We start from the raw sequence: 16527 nt of genomic DNA, 5'->3' as shown, positions 1-16527 counted from the left end.
GGCGGAGGGTGGGGGACAGTACCCGCATTTCTACTTCCCGAAGGATGATCTTCGCCAGACGTCAGATCGGCCCCGGTCGGCCGTACGAGCCCCCGATGGCGATCGTCTCAGCCCGCTTCCGACCGACCGGCTCGCCTTTTCCAGACAACAGCGTGGAATTCGATCGATGACCGCCGTGAGACGCATCGGGTTCGCCGCCCTTCTGTCGGCCGCCGCTTCTGCCCTCGTTCTGCCGGGGGGCGCCGTGGCTCAGAACGGGCCGAGACTGGCCCAGCCCACGGATTGCGGTGAAGCCAAGGCGCATTTCGAGATCGCCCGGGAAATCAACACGCCGGACGCCTATCAGGCGCATATCGACGAGTTTGCCAATTGTCCCTATGCGTCCTTCGCCAGGATCCTGAGGGACAAGCTCGGCGGCGTCGCGGCCGCGCCGGCCGCGCCGGCAGCGCCCGCCGCTACGGCAGCCCCGGCCCCGGCAGTCGATGCCGCGCCGACCCTCCAACCGATCCCCGACGAGGGGCTCGGCTCGGTCTCGCAGAACCCGTTCGGTTCGCCGCCGGCCGCCCCGGCCGAGCCGGGCACCGGAACCGCCGGAAACCCCTTGGGAACGCCGCCTGCGACGTCCGACAGCGGCACCGCCTCGGAAAATCCGGTCGGCACGCCGCCGCCGGCTGCGCCGGCAGCACCCGACTCCGGGACCGCCGACAATCCGTTCGGCGCAACGCCGGCTCCGCGCGCCACAACGGACATCGGCTCCGGCAGCCGCGCGCCCGATCCGTTCGCGCCCGAACCGGGTGCGCAGACCGGCGCCGATACCGGACCGACGGCCGACGACCCGTTCGGCGCGTCGCCGGCGCCGGGTGCGCCCGTCATCGAGCAGGCGCAGATGCTCGCCGAGACTTTCGTCTCGCGCATCAACGAGCTGCCGCCGATGCAGAGCCAGTTCTCGCCGAAGGTCCGTTATGACGGCGCCACCATGTCCGGCACGGACGTGGTGATGACCAATCTGCGCATGACCAAGGACGATGGGCAGCCGAGCTGGAGCGGGATCACCTTCGCGGAGGGCCGCCTCGTTGCGCCGGTGACGCTTCCCGACGGGAGCCTGCAGGCCTCGGCGCTGCTGCTTCGAAACGGCAGCATCCGCGAAGTCGGTGCGCTCGGACCCGACGACAGGGTCGCCACAATCGACATGATGGTCTTCGACAAGCCCTATCTCGCCGCAACGGGCGGGACGATCGCAGGCGATCGGCTGGGCTCGGTCTCCGCCGACGGCGTCACTGTGTCCGGCGTCACCGGCTATGATCCGGCAGGTCCGCTGTTCACCATGGCTTCGGCAGCCCTCAGCGTATCCGGAACCAGCGACAATGTTCCGGCCTCGCTGGTGGCGACGATCTCGAACCTGTCCTTCTCGGCCGCGCAGATCGCCGCGGCGAGCGAAACCAACCTCGCCGACGTCCAGAGGCTCGGCTACGATCCCTTCGGCTTCGACTTCGATCTCGTGCTCGACCACAATCGCGAGACCAAGGCCCTGGATCTGCGCCAGCAGTTCGGTCTGAAGGATGGCGGCCAGTTCCGCCTCCAGGCCGTCTTCGACAATGTCGATACGTCCGCGATGAGAAGCGCCCTGGCAAGCGGCGACGAGACCGCCGGGCTGGAATCGCTCGCCACCGCGCTGCGCAGCGCCAGGCTCGAATATGTCGATCAGTCCCTGACGGGACGGGCGCTGGCCATGGCTGCCGCCACCCAGAACATCGATCCGCAACTCTTCGCCGCGGCCATTCCGACCGTCGTCAAGCAGAGCGTGCAGGAGGCCACCGGAAGCGAGGCGCTGGCGACGACCGTCTCCGAGGCGATCCGCAATTTCCTCGCCCAGCCGCAGTCGATCGCGATCAGCCTCGAACCGGCCCAGCCCCTGGCGATGACCGTGTTCGCCGCGAGCCTATTCGGTGGGAGCGATCCGATGGACGCCCTGGGCGCGCTCAATCCCAGCCTCTCCGTCAACGGCGCCCCGCCGATCCCGCTGCAGTTGGCGCTGCTGCGCGATCCGGGCGGTGCCGCGCCGAGCGAGCCGCAATTGCCCGCCGCGCCCGGCGGTCCCGTCGCTCCGGCCTTGCCGGCTGCGCCCGAAGCGCCCGAAGCGCCAGGCGGCGGTGTCGCCGCGGTGGTCTCCGCATGCGACACCCTGGCCGCGGATACCGACGATCCGAGCAAGCCTGCGGGAATCGAAGGCGTCAAATCGCCGACAGATATCGACCACGCCCAGGCGATCCCCGCCTGCGAGGCCGCCCATGCGGCTGCGCCGAACGAGCCGCGCATCACCTTCGAACTCGGCCGGGCCTATCAGGCAGCCGGCCGCAACGACGATGCCGCGCGTCTTTATCGCGAGGCCGCCGATGCCGGCCAGGCGGTGGCGCAATACGAACTCGCTCTCGCCTATTACGACGGCCGCGGCGTTCAGGCCGACGAGAAGGAGGCGGTCAAGCTCCTGCAGGCCTCGGCTGCGCAGGGCAACGGCTTCGCCAAATACTGGCTCGGCGTCGAGAAGGTGAACGGCACGGTGATCCCTGTCGACTACCCCGGCGCCTCGCAGATGTTCTCCGAGGCGGCCGATTTCGGCGTGCCGGAGGCGCTGACCGAGCTCGGGAAGATGGCCTATCGCGGCCAGGGCGGCGAGGTCGACTATGCCCGAGCGCTCGACTACTTCCGGCAGGCGGCTGCCAAGGACGTGCCGAGCGGCCACTTCTATGTCGGCTTCATGAACGCACTGGCCCTCGGCGGCGAGACGCCGAACCCGCCCGCCGCCGTGGCCGACATGATGAAGGGACTTCTCTTCGGCGACGCCGATGCCGAATCCTTCATCGTGACGGGGGCAGGGCAGTCCTTCGACCTTTCGATCCGCCAGGCGATCCAGAGCTATCTCAAGAACGAGGGCTTCTACCAGGGCGGTGTGGACGGCGTGCTCGGGCCGGGCACGCAAGGGGCGATCGCCGCATGGCGCAAGGCGAAGGGCGATAGCTGACCCAAGCCGCAGCAGGACTTTCCTGGCTGAAATTTCAAGGACGGGCGCGAGTGCGGCCCGTCCGCCGTTTCGGCGTCAAGTCGCAGCGGAAGCGAAGGCGATGTCCAGCCTCTGTTTGGCGGAGCGGCAGGCCTCCGTGAGCGGCAGGCCTCTCGCCAGCCCGCCGGCGATCGCCGAGGCGAGGAGGCAGCCGGTCCCGCGCAGCGTCCCCGTGAGGCGAGGCGAGGCGAGGCGCAGCGGGGGCTTCCCCCGGCGAACGAGAATGTCGACCGCCTCCGCTCCGCCGCCATGGCCGCCCTTCATGAGGACCGCGCGCAGCCCCAGATCGAGGAGCCGGTGCGCCTGCGCGATCATCTCGTCCTCGTCTGCTGCAGGCGGCATGCCGGTCAGGATCGCGGCCTCCGGCAGGTTCGGGGTTAGCAGTGTCGTCAGTGGCAGGAGCGCCTTCGTCAGTTCCTCCCGACCGGCGTCGTCGAGCAGGGTGCGGCCAGACGAAGAGGCAAGGACCGGGTCGAGAACAACGAGGATGCCGGCGGCATGCTCGCCGAGCGCGGCCGCGACCGCCCGAACGATCTCCGCCGAGCCGAGCATGCCGATCTTCACGGCACCAACTTCGCCGCTGGTGAGCGCGGCGGCAACCTGCTCCGCGACCACGCCGGGCGGTATCATGTGAACGGCGCTCACGCCGGCATCGGTCTGTGCAGTCACAGCCGTGACGGCGAGTGCGGCAGAGGCGCCCATCTCCGCGAGCGTCGCGACGTCGCGCACGATGCCGGCGCCGCCGCTGGAGTCGGAGCCGGCGATGACGAGGACGTTCGGGCGATCGGTCGCTAGCAATGATGCCTCTCGTAGGAGACACGTCGTCCGACACGCCGGTCGTATACCCCCCTCTGCCTGCCGGCATCTCCCCCACAAGGGGAGAGATCGGCAACTTCTGCGTCCGATCGCTTCCGCCAATGCTCAGGCGAACAAGACCTGCTGCGAATAGCCGATACCGCTCGTGCGAAATGATCTCCCCCCTTGTGGGGGAGATACCGGCAGGCAGAGGGGGGTGGAACGCTCGCGTCAGGCATCACGTTCGCCGGTTTCGACCCAATGTCAACCACAGGCCGCATCCGCCCGCGTCGCAGCGAGCCATTCCCGCGTCCGCGCCTCCGGATCGTCCGCACCGACGATGTCCGACACGACGGAGACGATGTCCGCGCCGGCCGCGAACGCCGCTTCCGTCCGTTCCAGCGTGAAGCCGCCGATCGCCACCAGCGGGATCGGGCCGATCCGGTGCTTCCATTCGGTGACACGCTCCAGCCCCTGCGGCGCGAAGCGCATCGCCTTCAGGGTCGTCGGATAGACCGGCCCCAGCGCGACGTAATCGGGCGCGAAGGCGAGGGCGCGGGCGAGTTCCTCATGGTCGTGGGTCGAGAGGCCGAGCGAGAGCCCGGCGGCGCGGATCGCCGGAACGTCGGCGGTGTCGAGGTCTTCCTGGCCGAGATGGACGAAGCCGCAGCCTTCCTCGATGGCGAGGCGCCAGTGATCATTGACGACGAGAACGCAGTCTTGCGCCGCGCAGTCGCCGCGGGCGCGGCGGATCTCGGCCCGGATCTCGGCCTCGGTCCCGTCCTTGACACGGAGCTGGATCAGCCTGACCCCGAGCGGTACCAGACGCGCCACCCAGTCGGCCGACGGGACGATCGGATAGAACGGATCGATCTGCTCCCGGCTTCCGGCGAGCCTCATTCGAACACCGCCCGGCCGAGCATCGGCGTCGAGGGCGCGGCCATGTCGCGCGGCTCCATCGGCTCCGCTTCATAGGCGAGGCGCCCGGCTTCGATGCTCCGCGCGAAGGCCCGGGCCATCTTGACGGGATCGCCGGCCTTGGCGACGGCGGTGTTGAGGAGGACCGCATCATAGCCGAGCTCCATCGCCTCGGCTGCATGGGACGACAGTCCGATGCCGGCGTCGACGACGAGGGGAAGGTCGGGAAAGCGCGCGCGCAGGGTCTTCAACCCAGCGGGATTGGCAAGGCCGCGCCCCGTCCCGATCGGCGCGCCCCAGGGCATCAGGACCTCGCAGCCGGCCTCGACCAGCCGCTCTGCGACGCCGACGTCCTCGGTCGTATAGGGGAAGACCTTGAAGCCCTCCGCGACGAGCTTATCCGCCGCATCGACGAGGCCGAAGACATCGGGCGCGAGCGTGTCCTCGTCGGCGACGACCTCGAGCTTGATCCAGTCGGTCCCGAAGAGTTCGCGCGCCATCCTGGCCGTCGTCACCGCCTCCTTGACGCTGAAGCAGCCGGCGGTGTTCGGCAGGACGCGCACGCCGAGCTGCCGGATCAGTCTCCAGAATTCCTGCCCGGCGAGGTGACCGCCCGTCTCGCGGCGCACCGAGACTGTTACCACCTCGGCGCCGGAGGCCTCGACGGCGTCGGCGAGGATCTTTGGCGAGGGATACTGCGCGGTGCCGAGGAAGAGGCGCGAGGTAAGTTCGGTGCCGTAGAGGGTCGGCATCGGCTCAGCCCCCCTGCATCGGCGCGAGGATCTCGACCCTGTCGCCGTCGCCGAGCGGCTGCGCCTCGCGGTCGCTCGCCGGCACGAAGTCGCCATTGATCGCGGTCGCGACGATCGCGCCCTCATATCCGAGGTCGAGAAGGAGGGCGGCGAGCGTCACGGCTTCGGCCTCACGCCGTTCGCCGTTCACGATGATCTTCATCCATCAGCTCCGGTCTGGAATCGGGGTCGGCGACGGCCTCGGCCACCATCTCGGCAAGCGCCGGCGCGAGCAGGAAGCCGTGGCGATAGACGCCGTTGACGAAGAGGGTGCACCCGCGCCGGCGAAGGCGCGGCATATTGTCGGGAAAGGCCGGGCGCAGGTCCGCCCCGGTCTCGACCAGCTCCGCCTCGGCGAAGGCGGGGTGCAGCGCATAGGCGGCATTGAGCAGCGAGGCGACGCCGCGCGCGGTAACCCGCCGGTCCCCCGCCTCGACCATGGTCGCGCCGATCATGAACAGCCCGCCACCCCGCGGCACCACATAGGCCGGCGTGCGCGGATGGGCGAGCCGGACCGGGCGCGAGAGCGTGATGTCGCCCGTGCGCAGGAGCAGCATCTCGCCCTTGACCGGCCTCAGATCCGGCAGGGCGTCCCTTGCTGCAAAGCCCCGGCAGTCGACGATCAGGCCGTGCGGCGAGACGTCCAGATGGTCGGCGCCGAAGACGATCGTGCCGCCAAGGTTCCTCAGCCGGTCGGCCAGCGCTGCCATCGCCTGGCGCGGATCGAGATGCGCCTCCTCGGCGAAGAAGAGGCCGCGGCGGAAGCGGCCGGCAAGATCCGGCTCCAGGGCCGCGAGCGCGGCTTCGTCCAGCCATCGGTGGTGCTCCGTCTGCCCGGCGAGACGGCGAAGCTCCGCCGCGTCGCGGGCTGGCGCCACGACCAGCGTGCCGCGCCGGGCAACGCCCGGCACGCGCTTCTCCCACCAGTTCGCCGCCTGCTGTCCAAGTCGGACGACCGGCTCCTCGGCCGTCTCGCCCTCGCAGAAGGGCGCGAGCATGCCGCCGGCGAGCCAGGAGGCGGCCCCGCTGCCGAGGGGCTCGGAGCGCTCGCCGAGCACGACTGAAAAGCCGCGCTCGGCGAGCGCCACGGCGCAGGTGAGCCCCAACACCCCCGCGCCGAAAACGGTCACCCGCATGGCTGCTACTCCGCGCCCTCTCCGCGGCCGGCCTCACCGGGCGTCGCCCCTGCGGAAGCGGCATCGAGCGGCATATAGAGGTCGCCCTCGCGGCGGTATTTCTCCGCCATCTTCTCCATGCCCTCGCGGCGCGCCTCCTCGCGGATGTCCTGGCTGATCTTCATCGAGCAGAATTTCGGCCCGCACATGGAGCAGAAATGCGCCACCTTGTGCGCCTCCTTCGGCAGGGTCTGGTCGTGGAAGTCGCGCGCCGTCTCCGGGTCGAGCGAGAGGTTGAACTGATCCTCCCAGCGGAACTCGAAGCGGGCGCGGCTAAGCGCGTCGTCTCTTTCCTGCGCGCCCGGATGGCCCTTGGCGAGATCGGCGGCATGGGCGGCGAGCTTGTAGGTGATGACGCCGGTCTTGACGTCCGCCTTGTTCGGCAGTCCCAGATGCTCCTTGGGCGTCACGTAGCAGAGCATCGCCGTGCCGAACCAGCCGATCTGCGCCGCGCCGATCGCCGAGGTGATGTGGTCGTATCCCGGCGCGATGTCGGTGGTGAGGGGTCCCAGCGTATAGAACGGCGCCTCGCCGCAGGTCTTCAGCTGCTTGTCCATATTGGCCTTGATCTTGTGCATCGGCACATGGCCCGGGCCCTCGATCATCACCTGGCAATCCTTGGCCCAGGCGATCTTGGTCAGTTCGCCGAGGGTCTCCAGTTCGGCGAACTGCGCGGCGTCGTTGGCGTCGGCGATCGAGCCCGGACGCAGGCCGTCGCCGAGCGAGAAGGAGACGTCATAGGCTCTCGCGATGTCGCAGATCTCGTCGAAATGCTCATAGAGGAAGCTCTCGCGGTGATGGGAGAGGCACCACTTCGCCATGATCGAGCCGCCGCGCGAAACGATGCCCGTCACTCGCTCCGCCGTCAGCGGCACATGGGCGAGGCGGACGCCGGCGTGGATGGTGAAATAGTCGACGCCCTGCTCGGCCTGCTCGATCAGCGTGTCGCGGAACACCTCCCAGGTGAGATCCTCGGCAACGCCGTTCACCTTCTCCAGCGCCTGGTAGATCGGCACGGTGCCGATCGGGACGGGCGAATTGCGGATGATCCATTCGCGGATGTTGTGGATGTTGCGGCCGGTGGAGAGGTCCATGACGGTGTCGGCGCCCCAGCGGATCGCCCAGACCATCTTGTCGACCTCCTCGGCCATGGAGGAGGTGACGGCGGAATTGCCGATATTGGCGTTGATCTTCACCAGGAAGTTCCGGCCGATGATCATCGGCTCGGTTTCCGGATGGTTGATGTTCGCCGGGATGATCGCCCGGCCCCTGGCGATCTCGTCGCGCACGAATTCCTGCGTCACGAAGTCGGGGATTGCCGCGCCGAAATCCTCGCCGTCGCGGGCCAGTGTCTCGGCCGCCTGCTGGCGTCCCAGGTTTTCGCGGATCGCGACGAACTCCATCTCCGGCGTGACGATGCCGGCCCGGGCATAGGCGATCTGGGTGACGGCCTTGCCGCCCGTGGCGCGATAGGGCCGGTTGCGGACGGGAAATTCCGGCGTCAGCCGGTCGGCGGAGACGAAGCCGTTGTCGGCCGGCGTGACGTGGCGGCCGTCATAGGCTTCGACATCGCCGCGGGCGGTGATCCAGGCCTCGCGCAACCGGGTCAGCCCACGGTTGACGTCGGTCGTCGTCGCCGGGTCCGTATAGGGACCGGAGGCGTCGTAGACCGTCAGCGGCGGTTCCTTCGCCGTCGCATGCAGCGCGATCTGGCGCATCGGCACGGCGATCTCCGGATGAAGCCTTCCGGGGACATGGACCTTGGTCGAGGCAGGCAGCGGGCCGGCATTGGCCAGCGGGGTCATGAGATTCATCGGACGCTCCCTAAGCGTTTCGCTCTGGGATCCGGTCCGGGCATATGGAGTGGAGACCGCGCGAGGGCTTGAAGATGACGGATTTCCGCCGGCCGAACGCGCCTTGACCATCCCTACGCCGGTGTGAGCCGGATCAGGTTCGAAGGGTCGCTGCGCTGCGCTCTCGTCGAGCGCCATCAGCCTCTCAGCCCCTTGCCGGGACTCCCCTGGTGATGGCCGCAAGCATGATCCCGGCTTTTGCGCCTGTCAATCCGGCTGTGTTTGGCCGGCTGCCGCTTCGAGGCCGTCAGCCGCAACTCCGCGCCCTGGCGCCGTCGCCCTATCGGCTTGCAAGTGCCGCGCGGTCGTCTGTCCGGACCCTCTTGTCCCTCGGAGCGATCGCGGGATGTCTGTTCCAGAGCGCCCCGGCGCTGCGGCTTCGAACCAGCGCGGTCTTGACCAGAAAACGGGAACCCCTCTCCGCGCGCCCCGCGGGGAAAAGGCGGTCGGCTTGCCCTTCGCCGTGTCGCGAAGCCCTACCATGATCGCGTCAGGCGCCTAACTTTCCGCATCGGCAACAGGGGAACGTGTGATGGCAACGCAGCGACTTTCGATCGATCCGGCGGCCTTTGATCCGGAAGAGGTCGATCCGGAACTCGCCGCGCTCAACCGGAAGATCGTGGCCGATCAGAAGACGCGGCCCGATCCGTGGGCGATGCCGATCGACCAGGTGCGCCGGATGCGCAAGGAGGGGAAGGGGACGTTTCCCGCCGCGCCGAAAGACCGGGCGGCCGAGACGATCACCCATTTCGGCCCGGCCGGCCGGGCCATCCAGATCCGGGTCTTGAGACCCTCCGACGGGCAGACACGAGGCACCTTTCTGCACATTCATGGCGGCGGCTGGGTCTGGGGCGGCGCAGAGGAAAGCGATCCACGCCTGCGGCGGCTCGCCGACCATACCGGCCTGACGGTCGCCTCGGTCGAGTATCGCCTGGCGCCGGAGCATCCCTTTCCGGCCGCGCCGGATGACTGCGCAAGCGTGGCGGTCGCGTTGGCGAACGGCCATCTCGACCTGCCGCGCGGATTTCTGGCGATCGGTGGCGAATCGGCGGGGGCGCATCTGTCCGTCCTGACGCTGATCCGGCTGCGCGACGACTACGCGATGATGCCGTTCAAGGCGGCGAACCTCGTCGCCGGCTGCTATGACCTGTCGCTCACGCCGAGCGTGCGCCGCTGCGGCGAAGAGCGGCTCGTCCTGAATGCCGACGACATCAAGGAGTTCGTCCTGCGCTTCGTGCCGGACAGCTACAGTCTCAAGGATCCGGCCGTCTCGCCGCTCTATGCCGACCTTTCCGGCCTGCCGGCGGCGCTGTTCTCCTGCGGCACGGCGGACCTTCTGATCGACGACACGCTGTTCATGGCGACGCGCTGGGCCACATCCGGCAGCCGCGCCGAACTCTCGCTCACGAACGGCGGCGCGCATGTTTTCCAGGCCTTCCCGAGCAAGGCGGGCGAAAGGACGCTGGACGACCAGGAAGCCTTCCTGCGGAACCGGATGGCCGGGCTGGGGTGAAGCGACCTACAGCGTCGGGCCCTTGTATTGCGGCAGCATCCGGCGGTCGTCATGCGGGCCGCGGCGGTCGTCGTTGAACTCGCGGTCGAGTTCCTTGGCGATGTCGGCAAAGCCGCGGAACAGCTTGTGCATCTGGGTGATCGCCTCGTCGGTGTCGGGCAGCTTGAGGGTGTCCCGCTGGGCGGCTTCCAGCTCGGCAACACGGTCATCGAGGGCGTCGAGGCGGCCCTGAAGGTCGGTGGTCTCCGTGTCCGCGTCGCCCTCGGCGTCGAGATCGGGAGCCGGCGCGGATCCCGACGGCAGGGGCGCGAGGCCGGAGGTGTCGCCGCAGACCATCCGGTCGCCCTTGGCCTGGCAGAGCTCGACGGTGCCCGTCGCCGTGTCGAGGCGCGCGACGCCGCCGTCCACCGGCATCATCTGGTAGCGGCCGGTCGGCGGATCGATGATGCCGGACTGCGCGAGGGCCGGGGCGGTAAGCCCGGTGGAACAGGCGGCCGCGAGGCTGACGAGAAGGCTCGTGCTGCGAAGGCGGGTCATGGTGTCTCTCCGGTCTGCGATGCGAAAGGGCGGCGGCTGGCCGGGGCCTTCCGGCGCGATGCTGTCGCCGCGCGTCATGGCGATGCGTATCGGCTCGGCGTGTCGCGCATAAGGCAACCGGAGCCGGGAATTGACGTTTGCCGCTTTGTTTGCCAACGGTTTCGCCATGGAACAGCCCATCTACAAGATCGTCCCGCGCGCCATGTGGCAGAAGGCCGAGGCCGAGGGTGTCTTTAACGGCGCGCCGGTCGACGAGGCCGACGGCTACATCCACTTCTCCACCAGCGCGCAGGTGCGCGAGACGGCGGCGAAGCATTTTTCCGGCCAGCACGGCCTGGTGCTGGTCGCGGTCGATCCTGAAAAGCTCGGCGACGCGCTCAAATGGGAGCCTTCGCGCGGCGGCGCCCTGTTTCCGCATCTTTACGGCAGCCTGACGCTCGATGCCGTCCTGTGGATGGAGGATCTGCCGCTCGGGCCGGATGGGTACCACCTCTTCCCGGGCTCGATGCGATGAGCAAATGGTACCGGCTGGCGCGGCCGGTGCTGTTCCGCTTCGACGCCGAACGCGTTCACGGCCTGTCGATCGACGCGCTGAGGCGCGGCCTCGTCCCGCGCATCGACATTCCCGTGGACGACCGGCTGCGCACCCGCGTCGCCGGCATCTCCTTTCCCAATCCCGTCGGCCTTGCCGCCGGCTACGACAAGAACGCCGAGGTGCCGGATGCGGCGCTGCGGCTCGGCTTCGGCTTCGTGGAGGTCGGAACGCTGACGCCGCGCCCGCAGGAGGGCAATCCGAAGCCGCGGATCTTCCGGCTGGAGAAGAGCCGGGCGGTCATCAACCGGCTCGGCTTCAACAATGAGGGCCATGCCGAGGCCGTCGAGCGCATGGCCGCGCGCGCGCGCAAGGCCGGCATCGTCGGCGTGAATATCGGGGCGAACAAGGATTCGGAGGACCGCATCGCAGACTATGTCGAGGGGGTGAACGCCTTCGAGAGCTTTGCGAGCTACCTGACGATCAACATCTCTTCGCCGAACACGCCGGGCCTGCGGAGCCTTCAGTCCGGGGACGATCTCGACCGTCTCCTGAAGTCGGTCGTTGCGGCGCGCAACGGCTTTGCCGCCCTGATGGCCTCCCAGCGCAAGCCGGTCTTCGTCAAGGTCGCGCCGGATCTGTCCGAGGACCAGATTTGGGAGATCGCCGAGGCCGCGAAGAAGCGGGCGGTCGACGGGCTGATCGTCTCCAACACGACGCTGTCGCGCGCCGAGGTCCCGGGAGAACCCCTGGCCGAGGAGGCGGGCGGCCTGTCCGGCGCGCCGCTTCTCGATCGCTCGACCTATGTGCTGGCGAAGTTCCGCCGCGCCGTCGGGCCCGACTTTCCGCTGATCGGCGTCGGCGGCATCGACGAGGCCAAGGGCGCGATCCGCAAGATCGAGGCGGGCGCCGACCTCGTCCAGCTCTACACCGGTCTCGTCTACCGGGGCCCCAAGCTTCCCTCGCGCATCCTCCTCGGCATGCTGCGCTACATGGAGCGGCACGGCATCGACCATGTGTCGCAGCTACGTGATCGCCGGCTGGAGGAAGAGCTAGAGGCGCCGCCTCCAGCAGCCTGACGGGTGCCGGTCCGAGCGCCGGGGAGACCTTAGGAAACCGGCACTGAACGGGTCGAAAGCGACGGCCCGGCGCGATCCGACATCATTGGTGCAGGCCCGCCCCGGCGTCGGCGGGATCGGGAAAGCTCCGTCTGCGCCGGGCGGGCAGGGCGGCAAGGAGGCTGAGGCCCCGCACGCCGAGGAACAGGACCATCGCCAGCCACAGGCCGTGATTGCCCAGCAGCGGCGTCAGAGCGTAGGCCGCGGCGACGAACAGCGCCAGCGAGATGATCATCATGTCGCGCATCGTCCCCGACCAGGTGGCGCCGATGAAGACACCGTCCATGATGAAGGCGAGTGCGCCGGAGAGCGGCGTCGCCGCCGCCCAGAAGAGGTAGTCGCCGGCCGTTCCGCGCACGCCTTGATCGGTGGTCAGGAAGGCGATCACGGCCCGGCCGCCGGCTGCGAAGACGACGGCCATCAGGACGCCGAGACCCAGCCCCCACGCGATGGTCAGACGCGTCGCGCGGTCGAAGGCGGGACGCCATCTGGCGCCGACGGCTCGGCCGATCAGCTGTTCGGCGGCGGTCGCCATGCCGTCGAGGAAGAACGAGCCGATCATGAAGAGATTCATCAGGAGGCCGTTCGCCGCGAGCACCCCCGCGCCGAAGCTCGCGCCGATGCGGGTGAACAGGGCGAAGGCGGAAAGCAGGCAGAGCGACCGGATCATGATGTCGCGGTTGACCGCCACCATCCTGACGAAGCCGGTCCTGTCGACGATCTGCTGCCATGACGGGCGCTCGCCCTGTGCGAAGCCCCCAAGCACCGCGAGGAGGCCGACCAGCGCGCCGACCGCCTCGCCGCAGACCGTGCCGAGCGCGACGCCGCCGACGCCCCAGTCGAGGACGAGCCCGAAGAGGATCGAGAGGGCGATGTTTGTGCCGTTGACGACGAGCTGGAGCGCAAGCCCGAGCGTCGAGTGCCCGCGCCCGAGCACATGGCCCAGCACGGCATAGTTGAACAGGGCGAAGGGCGCCGAGAACATGCGCACGAAGACATAGGTCCGGACCGTCTCGGCCACTTCCGGCCCCGGCGCGATCGCGAGGAGACCCAGCGCTGTCAGCGCAGGCTCGGTCACGACGAGAGCGAGCCCGATGGCGGCGGCGAGGATCGCCGCGCGCCAGAAGACGGCCTGCACCTCGCGGTCGTCCTCGACCCCGACCGCCTGTGCGGTAAGGCCGGTCGTGCCGGAGCGCAGGAAATTGCAGGTCGCGAAGGCGAAGTCGAAGATCAGCGAGCCGACGGCGAGGCCGCCGAGCGCGGCGGCGTCGCCGATCCGGCCGACGACGGCGGTGTCGGTGAGACCGAGCAGCGGCGTCGTCAGGAAGGCGAGCGTCATCGGAAGCGTGATCTTCCAGACGTCGGCATTCGTCACGGTGAAGGGACGCACGCGCCGCTCCCCCGGCCGGGAGGCCGCGGGTCTGTCGATTTCCGCGGTCGGCTCTTCCGGGATGCGCTGCATCGCTCTGCGATGGCACCGCGCCGGGCGGAACGCAAGGCCCGCCTCGCGCACCGCCCGCCGGCGCCTATCTAGAGGCGTTATGCCGGTCCCGATCATCCACCATCCCGCCTTCGACGCTCAGTTCGACGCCCATCATCGCTTCCCGATGTCGAAGTTCACCCGGCTCGCCGAGATCCTGGTCGAGGACGGGATCGTCGGCGCGGGGCGCTTCCATATGCCGGCCCCGGCGCTGCCCGGATGGCTGCGGCTCGCCCACGACGCCCGCTATGTCGATCAGGTGCTCTATCAGGCGGTGCCGCCGGAAATGGAAAAGGCGATCGGATTTAGGGTCGACGAGCGCGTGGCCATGCGCTCGCGCTGCGCGACGGGCGGCACGGTGCTCACGGCGCGCCTGGCGCTCGCCGAAGGGCTCGCCTGCCACACGGCCGGCGGCAGCCACCATGCCGCGAGAGGCGGCGGAGCGGGCTTTTCCGTCTTCAACGACGTCGCTGTCACGGCCTCGGTGCTGCTTGCGGATGGAGACGTGGGACGGGTGCTCGTCGTCGATTGCGACGTCCACCAGGGCGACGGCACGGCGAAGATCTTCGCGCAGGACGAGCGGGTCTTCACCCTGTCGCTGCATGGCGAGAAGAACTATCCGAGCGAGAAGGCGGTCTCGGATCTCGACGTGCCGCTAACGGACGGCACCGGCGATGCGGCCTATCTCGATGCGCTCGGCGCGGCCATCGCGCAAGCCTTCGACACCGCCCGGCCGGATCTCGTCTTCTACAATGCCGGCGTCGATCCGCACGCGGAGGACCGCCTCGGACGCCTGTCGCTCACCGACGCCGGCCTCTTCGAGCGCGACCGGCGCGTCATCGGCTTCTTCCGCGGCAGGGACATCCCCGTGGCGGCAGTCATCGGCGGCGGCTATTCGCGCGACATCGACCGTCTGGCGCGGCGCCACACGATCATCCACCGGGTGGCCCGGGAGTTCGGGTGAAGCCGGCGGAGTAAAGGACCCTGGTCTGAATGCGCAATTTCATTCCCTTAGGGAAAGTTGTTGACCCTCAGTTGCTAAGGTGACAATCTGCGATTGTCTTAAAAGGGGCGCCAGCTTGAGTAGCACGCGCAAGGTCCAGATTTTCGTCGCGTCTATCCTTCTGCTCTTTGCAATCTGGATATTGTCCAAGAGCGTGGAGGATCTGTCGCTTGTCGCCTTCAAGGATGGCGATATCTTTCTCAGCATGGTCGAACGTCTTGGGACGTTTTTGATCCTGGCTTTGTTTGTCGAGCGCGCGACCGAAGTCTATGTTACGTTCGTCTTGGGAACTAAGGAGGAGGATACGGAGCGGACGGAGGCCGTCAGGCGCCGCTGGGCGATGGGGTTTTCCCTGCTGTTTTCTGCTTTTCTCGGGCTTTGCGGGGTAAGCGTGGTCGGGGCGCTGCTGGCTGACCAGTCGACGATGCACTGGCCGCTACGCCTTGCCGACGTCCTGCTCGTCGCGTCCCTGCTTTCGGGTGGAGCCGACCCGATCCATCAAATAGTGGAAGCACTCTCGCTCAATGCCGAAGTTATCAAGAAGGCGGCAGAGAAGAGGCTGCAGGACGAAAAGAACTAGCCGCGCTAGGTCGAATGAAGCGTGACGAACTTAGCGGTCGGCACATCAATACCGGCTTCGTCCGATCTTCAACAGCCTCGAGATCAGGAAGACCGGCACGACGACCGCGGCGCCGAGAATGAAATAGTAGATCGCCCGCTCCATCGATCCGAACAGGCTGACCCAGATGTAGTCGACGAAGTCGACCGCCCAGCGGATGATGTCGTGCGGGTTCCAGCTGAGCCAGGAGAGGATCAGTCCGACGACGATCGACAGGAGCACGAGCCGGACCGCCACCCCGACCGGTGAACCTCCCAGAAATCGTTCCACGCGACCCGACATGCGCAATCCCTTCGTCCTTGGCCCTTCGTTCCGCAGGTAGGCGGCCGTCTGCATCGCCGCAAGAGCGAAGGGCGAGTCCTGCTCCGGATCGAGGGTTTGGGCGTGCGCGCGAGACGCCCGAGCAGTGAACGGTGCGGCATTCGCCGGCAGCCTCTCCGACAGCTTCGGCCGCCGCCGCGTCATCATCACTACGGCCGCGCTCTTCGTCGCCGGCGCGCTCCTCTGTGCCTTCGCCCCCGGCTACATCGTCCTTCTCGCGGGGCGGGTGGTGCTCGGCCTCGCCATCGGCGTTGCGTCCATGCTGACGCCGCTCTATCTCTGCAAGATGGCACCGGCGGACAAGCGCGGCGCGGTCGTTTCGCTCAACCAGATGTGCATCACCAGCGGCATCCTGATCTCCTATTTCGTCGACTATGCGCGCCGCGGTCCTTATCAGGCCTCGACGACGGCGGAGGGACCGGTCTCTTCGCCGGTCTCCCGGCGGGCCAGAATGGCGGCCAGATCGTCCGCGTGCCTCGTTCCCCATTCGCAGAGCTGTTCCAGCGCCCTTGCGAGGCTGATGCCGAAGGGGGTCAGAGAATAGTCCACCTTGGGCGGAACCTCGCCGTGATCGACGCGGCGGACGATGCCGTCGGCCTGCAATTCCTTCAGCTGCTGGATCAGCACCTTATCGCTTGCCCGGCCGACCGCGCGGCGCAGCTCGCCATAGCGGAGCGTGCCGCGCGCAAGATGGAACACGATCAGCGGCTTCCACTTGCCGCCGATGACGAACAGCACGGCATCGAGACCGCAGGTGAAGGGATTCGTCATTCAGGATCTCCGCATTTTCTTTGGCACTTACCAAAAGGTGCAT

The 16527-nt window shown here is 68.2% G+C and carries 16 protein-coding genes, 1 pseudogene and 1 riboswitch; of the genes and pseudogenes, 7 read left to right on the top strand and 10 right to left on the bottom strand.

Annotation, left to right across the window (positions count from 1 at the left end; all coding sequences use genetic code 11):
* Positions 1-166: 166 nt before the first annotated feature.
* Entirely contained in the window at positions 167-3019 is a 2853-nt protein-coding gene (locus tag LH400_RS18995) for an aq_1923 C-terminal domain (protein ID WP_229154741.1), read from the top strand.
* 75 nt (positions 3020-3094) lie between these two features.
* Here LH400_RS18995 and thiD read toward each other — a convergent pair whose 3' ends face one another.
* The 6 genes from thiD to thiC form a co-directional block, all read right to left on the bottom strand.
* Positions 3095-3856, bottom strand: coding sequence for a bifunctional hydroxymethylpyrimidine kinase/phosphomethylpyrimidine kinase (gene thiD / locus LH400_RS18990; protein WP_229154740.1), 762 nt, complete (start codon positions 3854-3856; stop codon positions 3095-3097).
* A 261-nt stretch (positions 3857-4117) separates the two neighbouring features.
* Entirely contained in the window at positions 4118-4753 is a 636-nt protein-coding gene (locus tag LH400_RS18985) for a thiamine phosphate synthase (protein WP_229154739.1), read from the bottom strand.
* Complete coding sequence (locus LH400_RS18980) at positions 4750-5523, bottom strand: thiazole synthase (RefSeq protein WP_229154738.1); 774 nt, start codon at positions 5521-5523, stop codon at positions 4750-4752. The genes LH400_RS18985 and LH400_RS18980 overlap by 4 nt, the downstream gene beginning before the upstream one ends.
* Positions 5524-5527: 4 nt before the next feature.
* Entirely contained in the window at positions 5528-5725 is a 198-nt protein-coding gene (gene thiS / locus LH400_RS18975; RefSeq protein ID WP_229154737.1) for a sulfur carrier protein ThiS, read from the bottom strand.
* Positions 5694-6698, bottom strand: coding sequence for a glycine oxidase ThiO (gene thiO / locus LH400_RS18970; RefSeq protein ID WP_229154736.1), 1005 nt, complete (start codon positions 6696-6698; stop codon positions 5694-5696). Before thiO ends, thiS begins: the two co-directional genes overlap by 32 nt.
* A 5-nt stretch (positions 6699-6703) precedes the next feature.
* Positions 6704-8551, bottom strand: coding sequence for a phosphomethylpyrimidine synthase ThiC (thiC, locus tag LH400_RS18965; protein ID WP_229154735.1), 1848 nt, complete (start codon positions 8549-8551; stop codon positions 6704-6706).
* 92 nt (positions 8552-8643) lie between these two features.
* A riboswitch (TPP riboswitch) is annotated at positions 8644-8769 on the bottom strand.
* A 353-nt stretch (positions 8770-9122) separates the two neighbouring features.
* Between thiC and LH400_RS18960 the strand changes: the two genes are divergently transcribed.
* Positions 9123-10103, top strand: coding sequence for an alpha/beta hydrolase (locus LH400_RS18960; RefSeq protein ID WP_229154734.1), 981 nt, complete (start codon positions 9123-9125; stop codon positions 10101-10103).
* A 6-nt stretch (positions 10104-10109) separates the two neighbouring features.
* Here LH400_RS18960 and LH400_RS18955 read toward each other — a convergent pair whose 3' ends face one another.
* The gene (locus LH400_RS18955; protein ID WP_229154733.1) at positions 10110-10640 is read right to left on the bottom strand and encodes a hypothetical protein; all 531 of its coding nucleotides are present in this window, start codon (positions 10638-10640) and stop codon (positions 10110-10112) included.
* Positions 10641-10806: 166 nt separating this feature from the next.
* Between LH400_RS18955 and LH400_RS18950 the strand changes: the two genes are divergently transcribed.
* Together LH400_RS18950 and LH400_RS18945 are read left to right on the top strand one after the other, a co-directional pair.
* Complete coding sequence (locus LH400_RS18950; protein WP_229154732.1) at positions 10807-11154, top strand: DUF952 domain-containing protein; 348 nt, start codon at positions 10807-10809, stop codon at positions 11152-11154.
* On the top strand, positions 11151-12251 hold the full coding sequence (locus tag LH400_RS18945) for a quinone-dependent dihydroorotate dehydrogenase (protein WP_229154731.1): 1101 nt from the start codon (positions 11151-11153) through the stop codon (positions 12249-12251). The genes LH400_RS18950 and LH400_RS18945 overlap by 4 nt, the downstream gene beginning before the upstream one ends.
* A gap of 82 nt (positions 12252-12333) precedes the next feature.
* Here the strand turns inward: LH400_RS18945 and LH400_RS18940 are convergent, their stop codons facing one another.
* The gene (locus LH400_RS18940) at positions 12334-13629 is read right to left on the bottom strand and encodes an MATE family efflux transporter (protein WP_229154866.1); all 1296 of its coding nucleotides are present in this window, start codon (positions 13627-13629) and stop codon (positions 12334-12336) included.
* Positions 13630-13831: 202 nt separating this feature from the next.
* Here LH400_RS18940 and LH400_RS18935 point away from each other — a divergent pair, with 202 nt between their 5' ends.
* Together LH400_RS18935 and LH400_RS18930 are read left to right on the top strand one after the other, a co-directional pair.
* Complete coding sequence (locus tag LH400_RS18935; protein WP_229154730.1) at positions 13832-14734, top strand: histone deacetylase family protein; 903 nt, start codon at positions 13832-13834, stop codon at positions 14732-14734.
* Positions 14735-14849: 115 nt separating this feature from the next.
* A complete protein-coding gene (locus LH400_RS18930) occupies positions 14850-15353 on the top strand; it encodes a hypothetical protein (protein ID WP_229154729.1) in 504 nt (167 codons plus the stop codon).
* A 45-nt stretch (positions 15354-15398) separates the two neighbouring features.
* Here LH400_RS18930 and LH400_RS18925 read toward each other — a convergent pair whose 3' ends face one another.
* On the bottom strand, positions 15399-15674 hold the full coding sequence (locus LH400_RS18925) for a DUF6460 domain-containing protein (RefSeq protein WP_229154728.1): 276 nt from the start codon (positions 15672-15674) through the stop codon (positions 15399-15401).
* Positions 15675-15798: 124 nt separating this feature from the next.
* On the opposite strand from LH400_RS18925, the pseudogene LH400_RS18920 reads away from it, so the two are divergent.
* Positions 15799-16080, top strand: a pseudogene (locus LH400_RS18920) (MFS transporter); the annotation flags it as partial.
* 26 nt (positions 16081-16106) lie between these two features.
* On the opposite strand, the gene LH400_RS18915 reads toward LH400_RS18920, so the two are convergent.
* Positions 16107-16484: a winged helix-turn-helix transcriptional regulator gene (locus LH400_RS18915; RefSeq protein WP_229154727.1), complete on the bottom strand. Its 378-nt coding sequence runs from the start codon at positions 16482-16484 to the stop codon at positions 16107-16109.
* Between the last annotated feature and the right edge of the window lie 43 nt (positions 16485-16527).

The sequence above is a fragment of the Jiella soli genome, from assembly GCF_020615385.1.
Classification (GTDB): domain Bacteria; phylum Pseudomonadota; class Alphaproteobacteria; order Rhizobiales; family Rhizobiaceae; genus VKMB-3413.
This window is presented reverse-complemented; position numbering and strand designations above follow the sequence as displayed.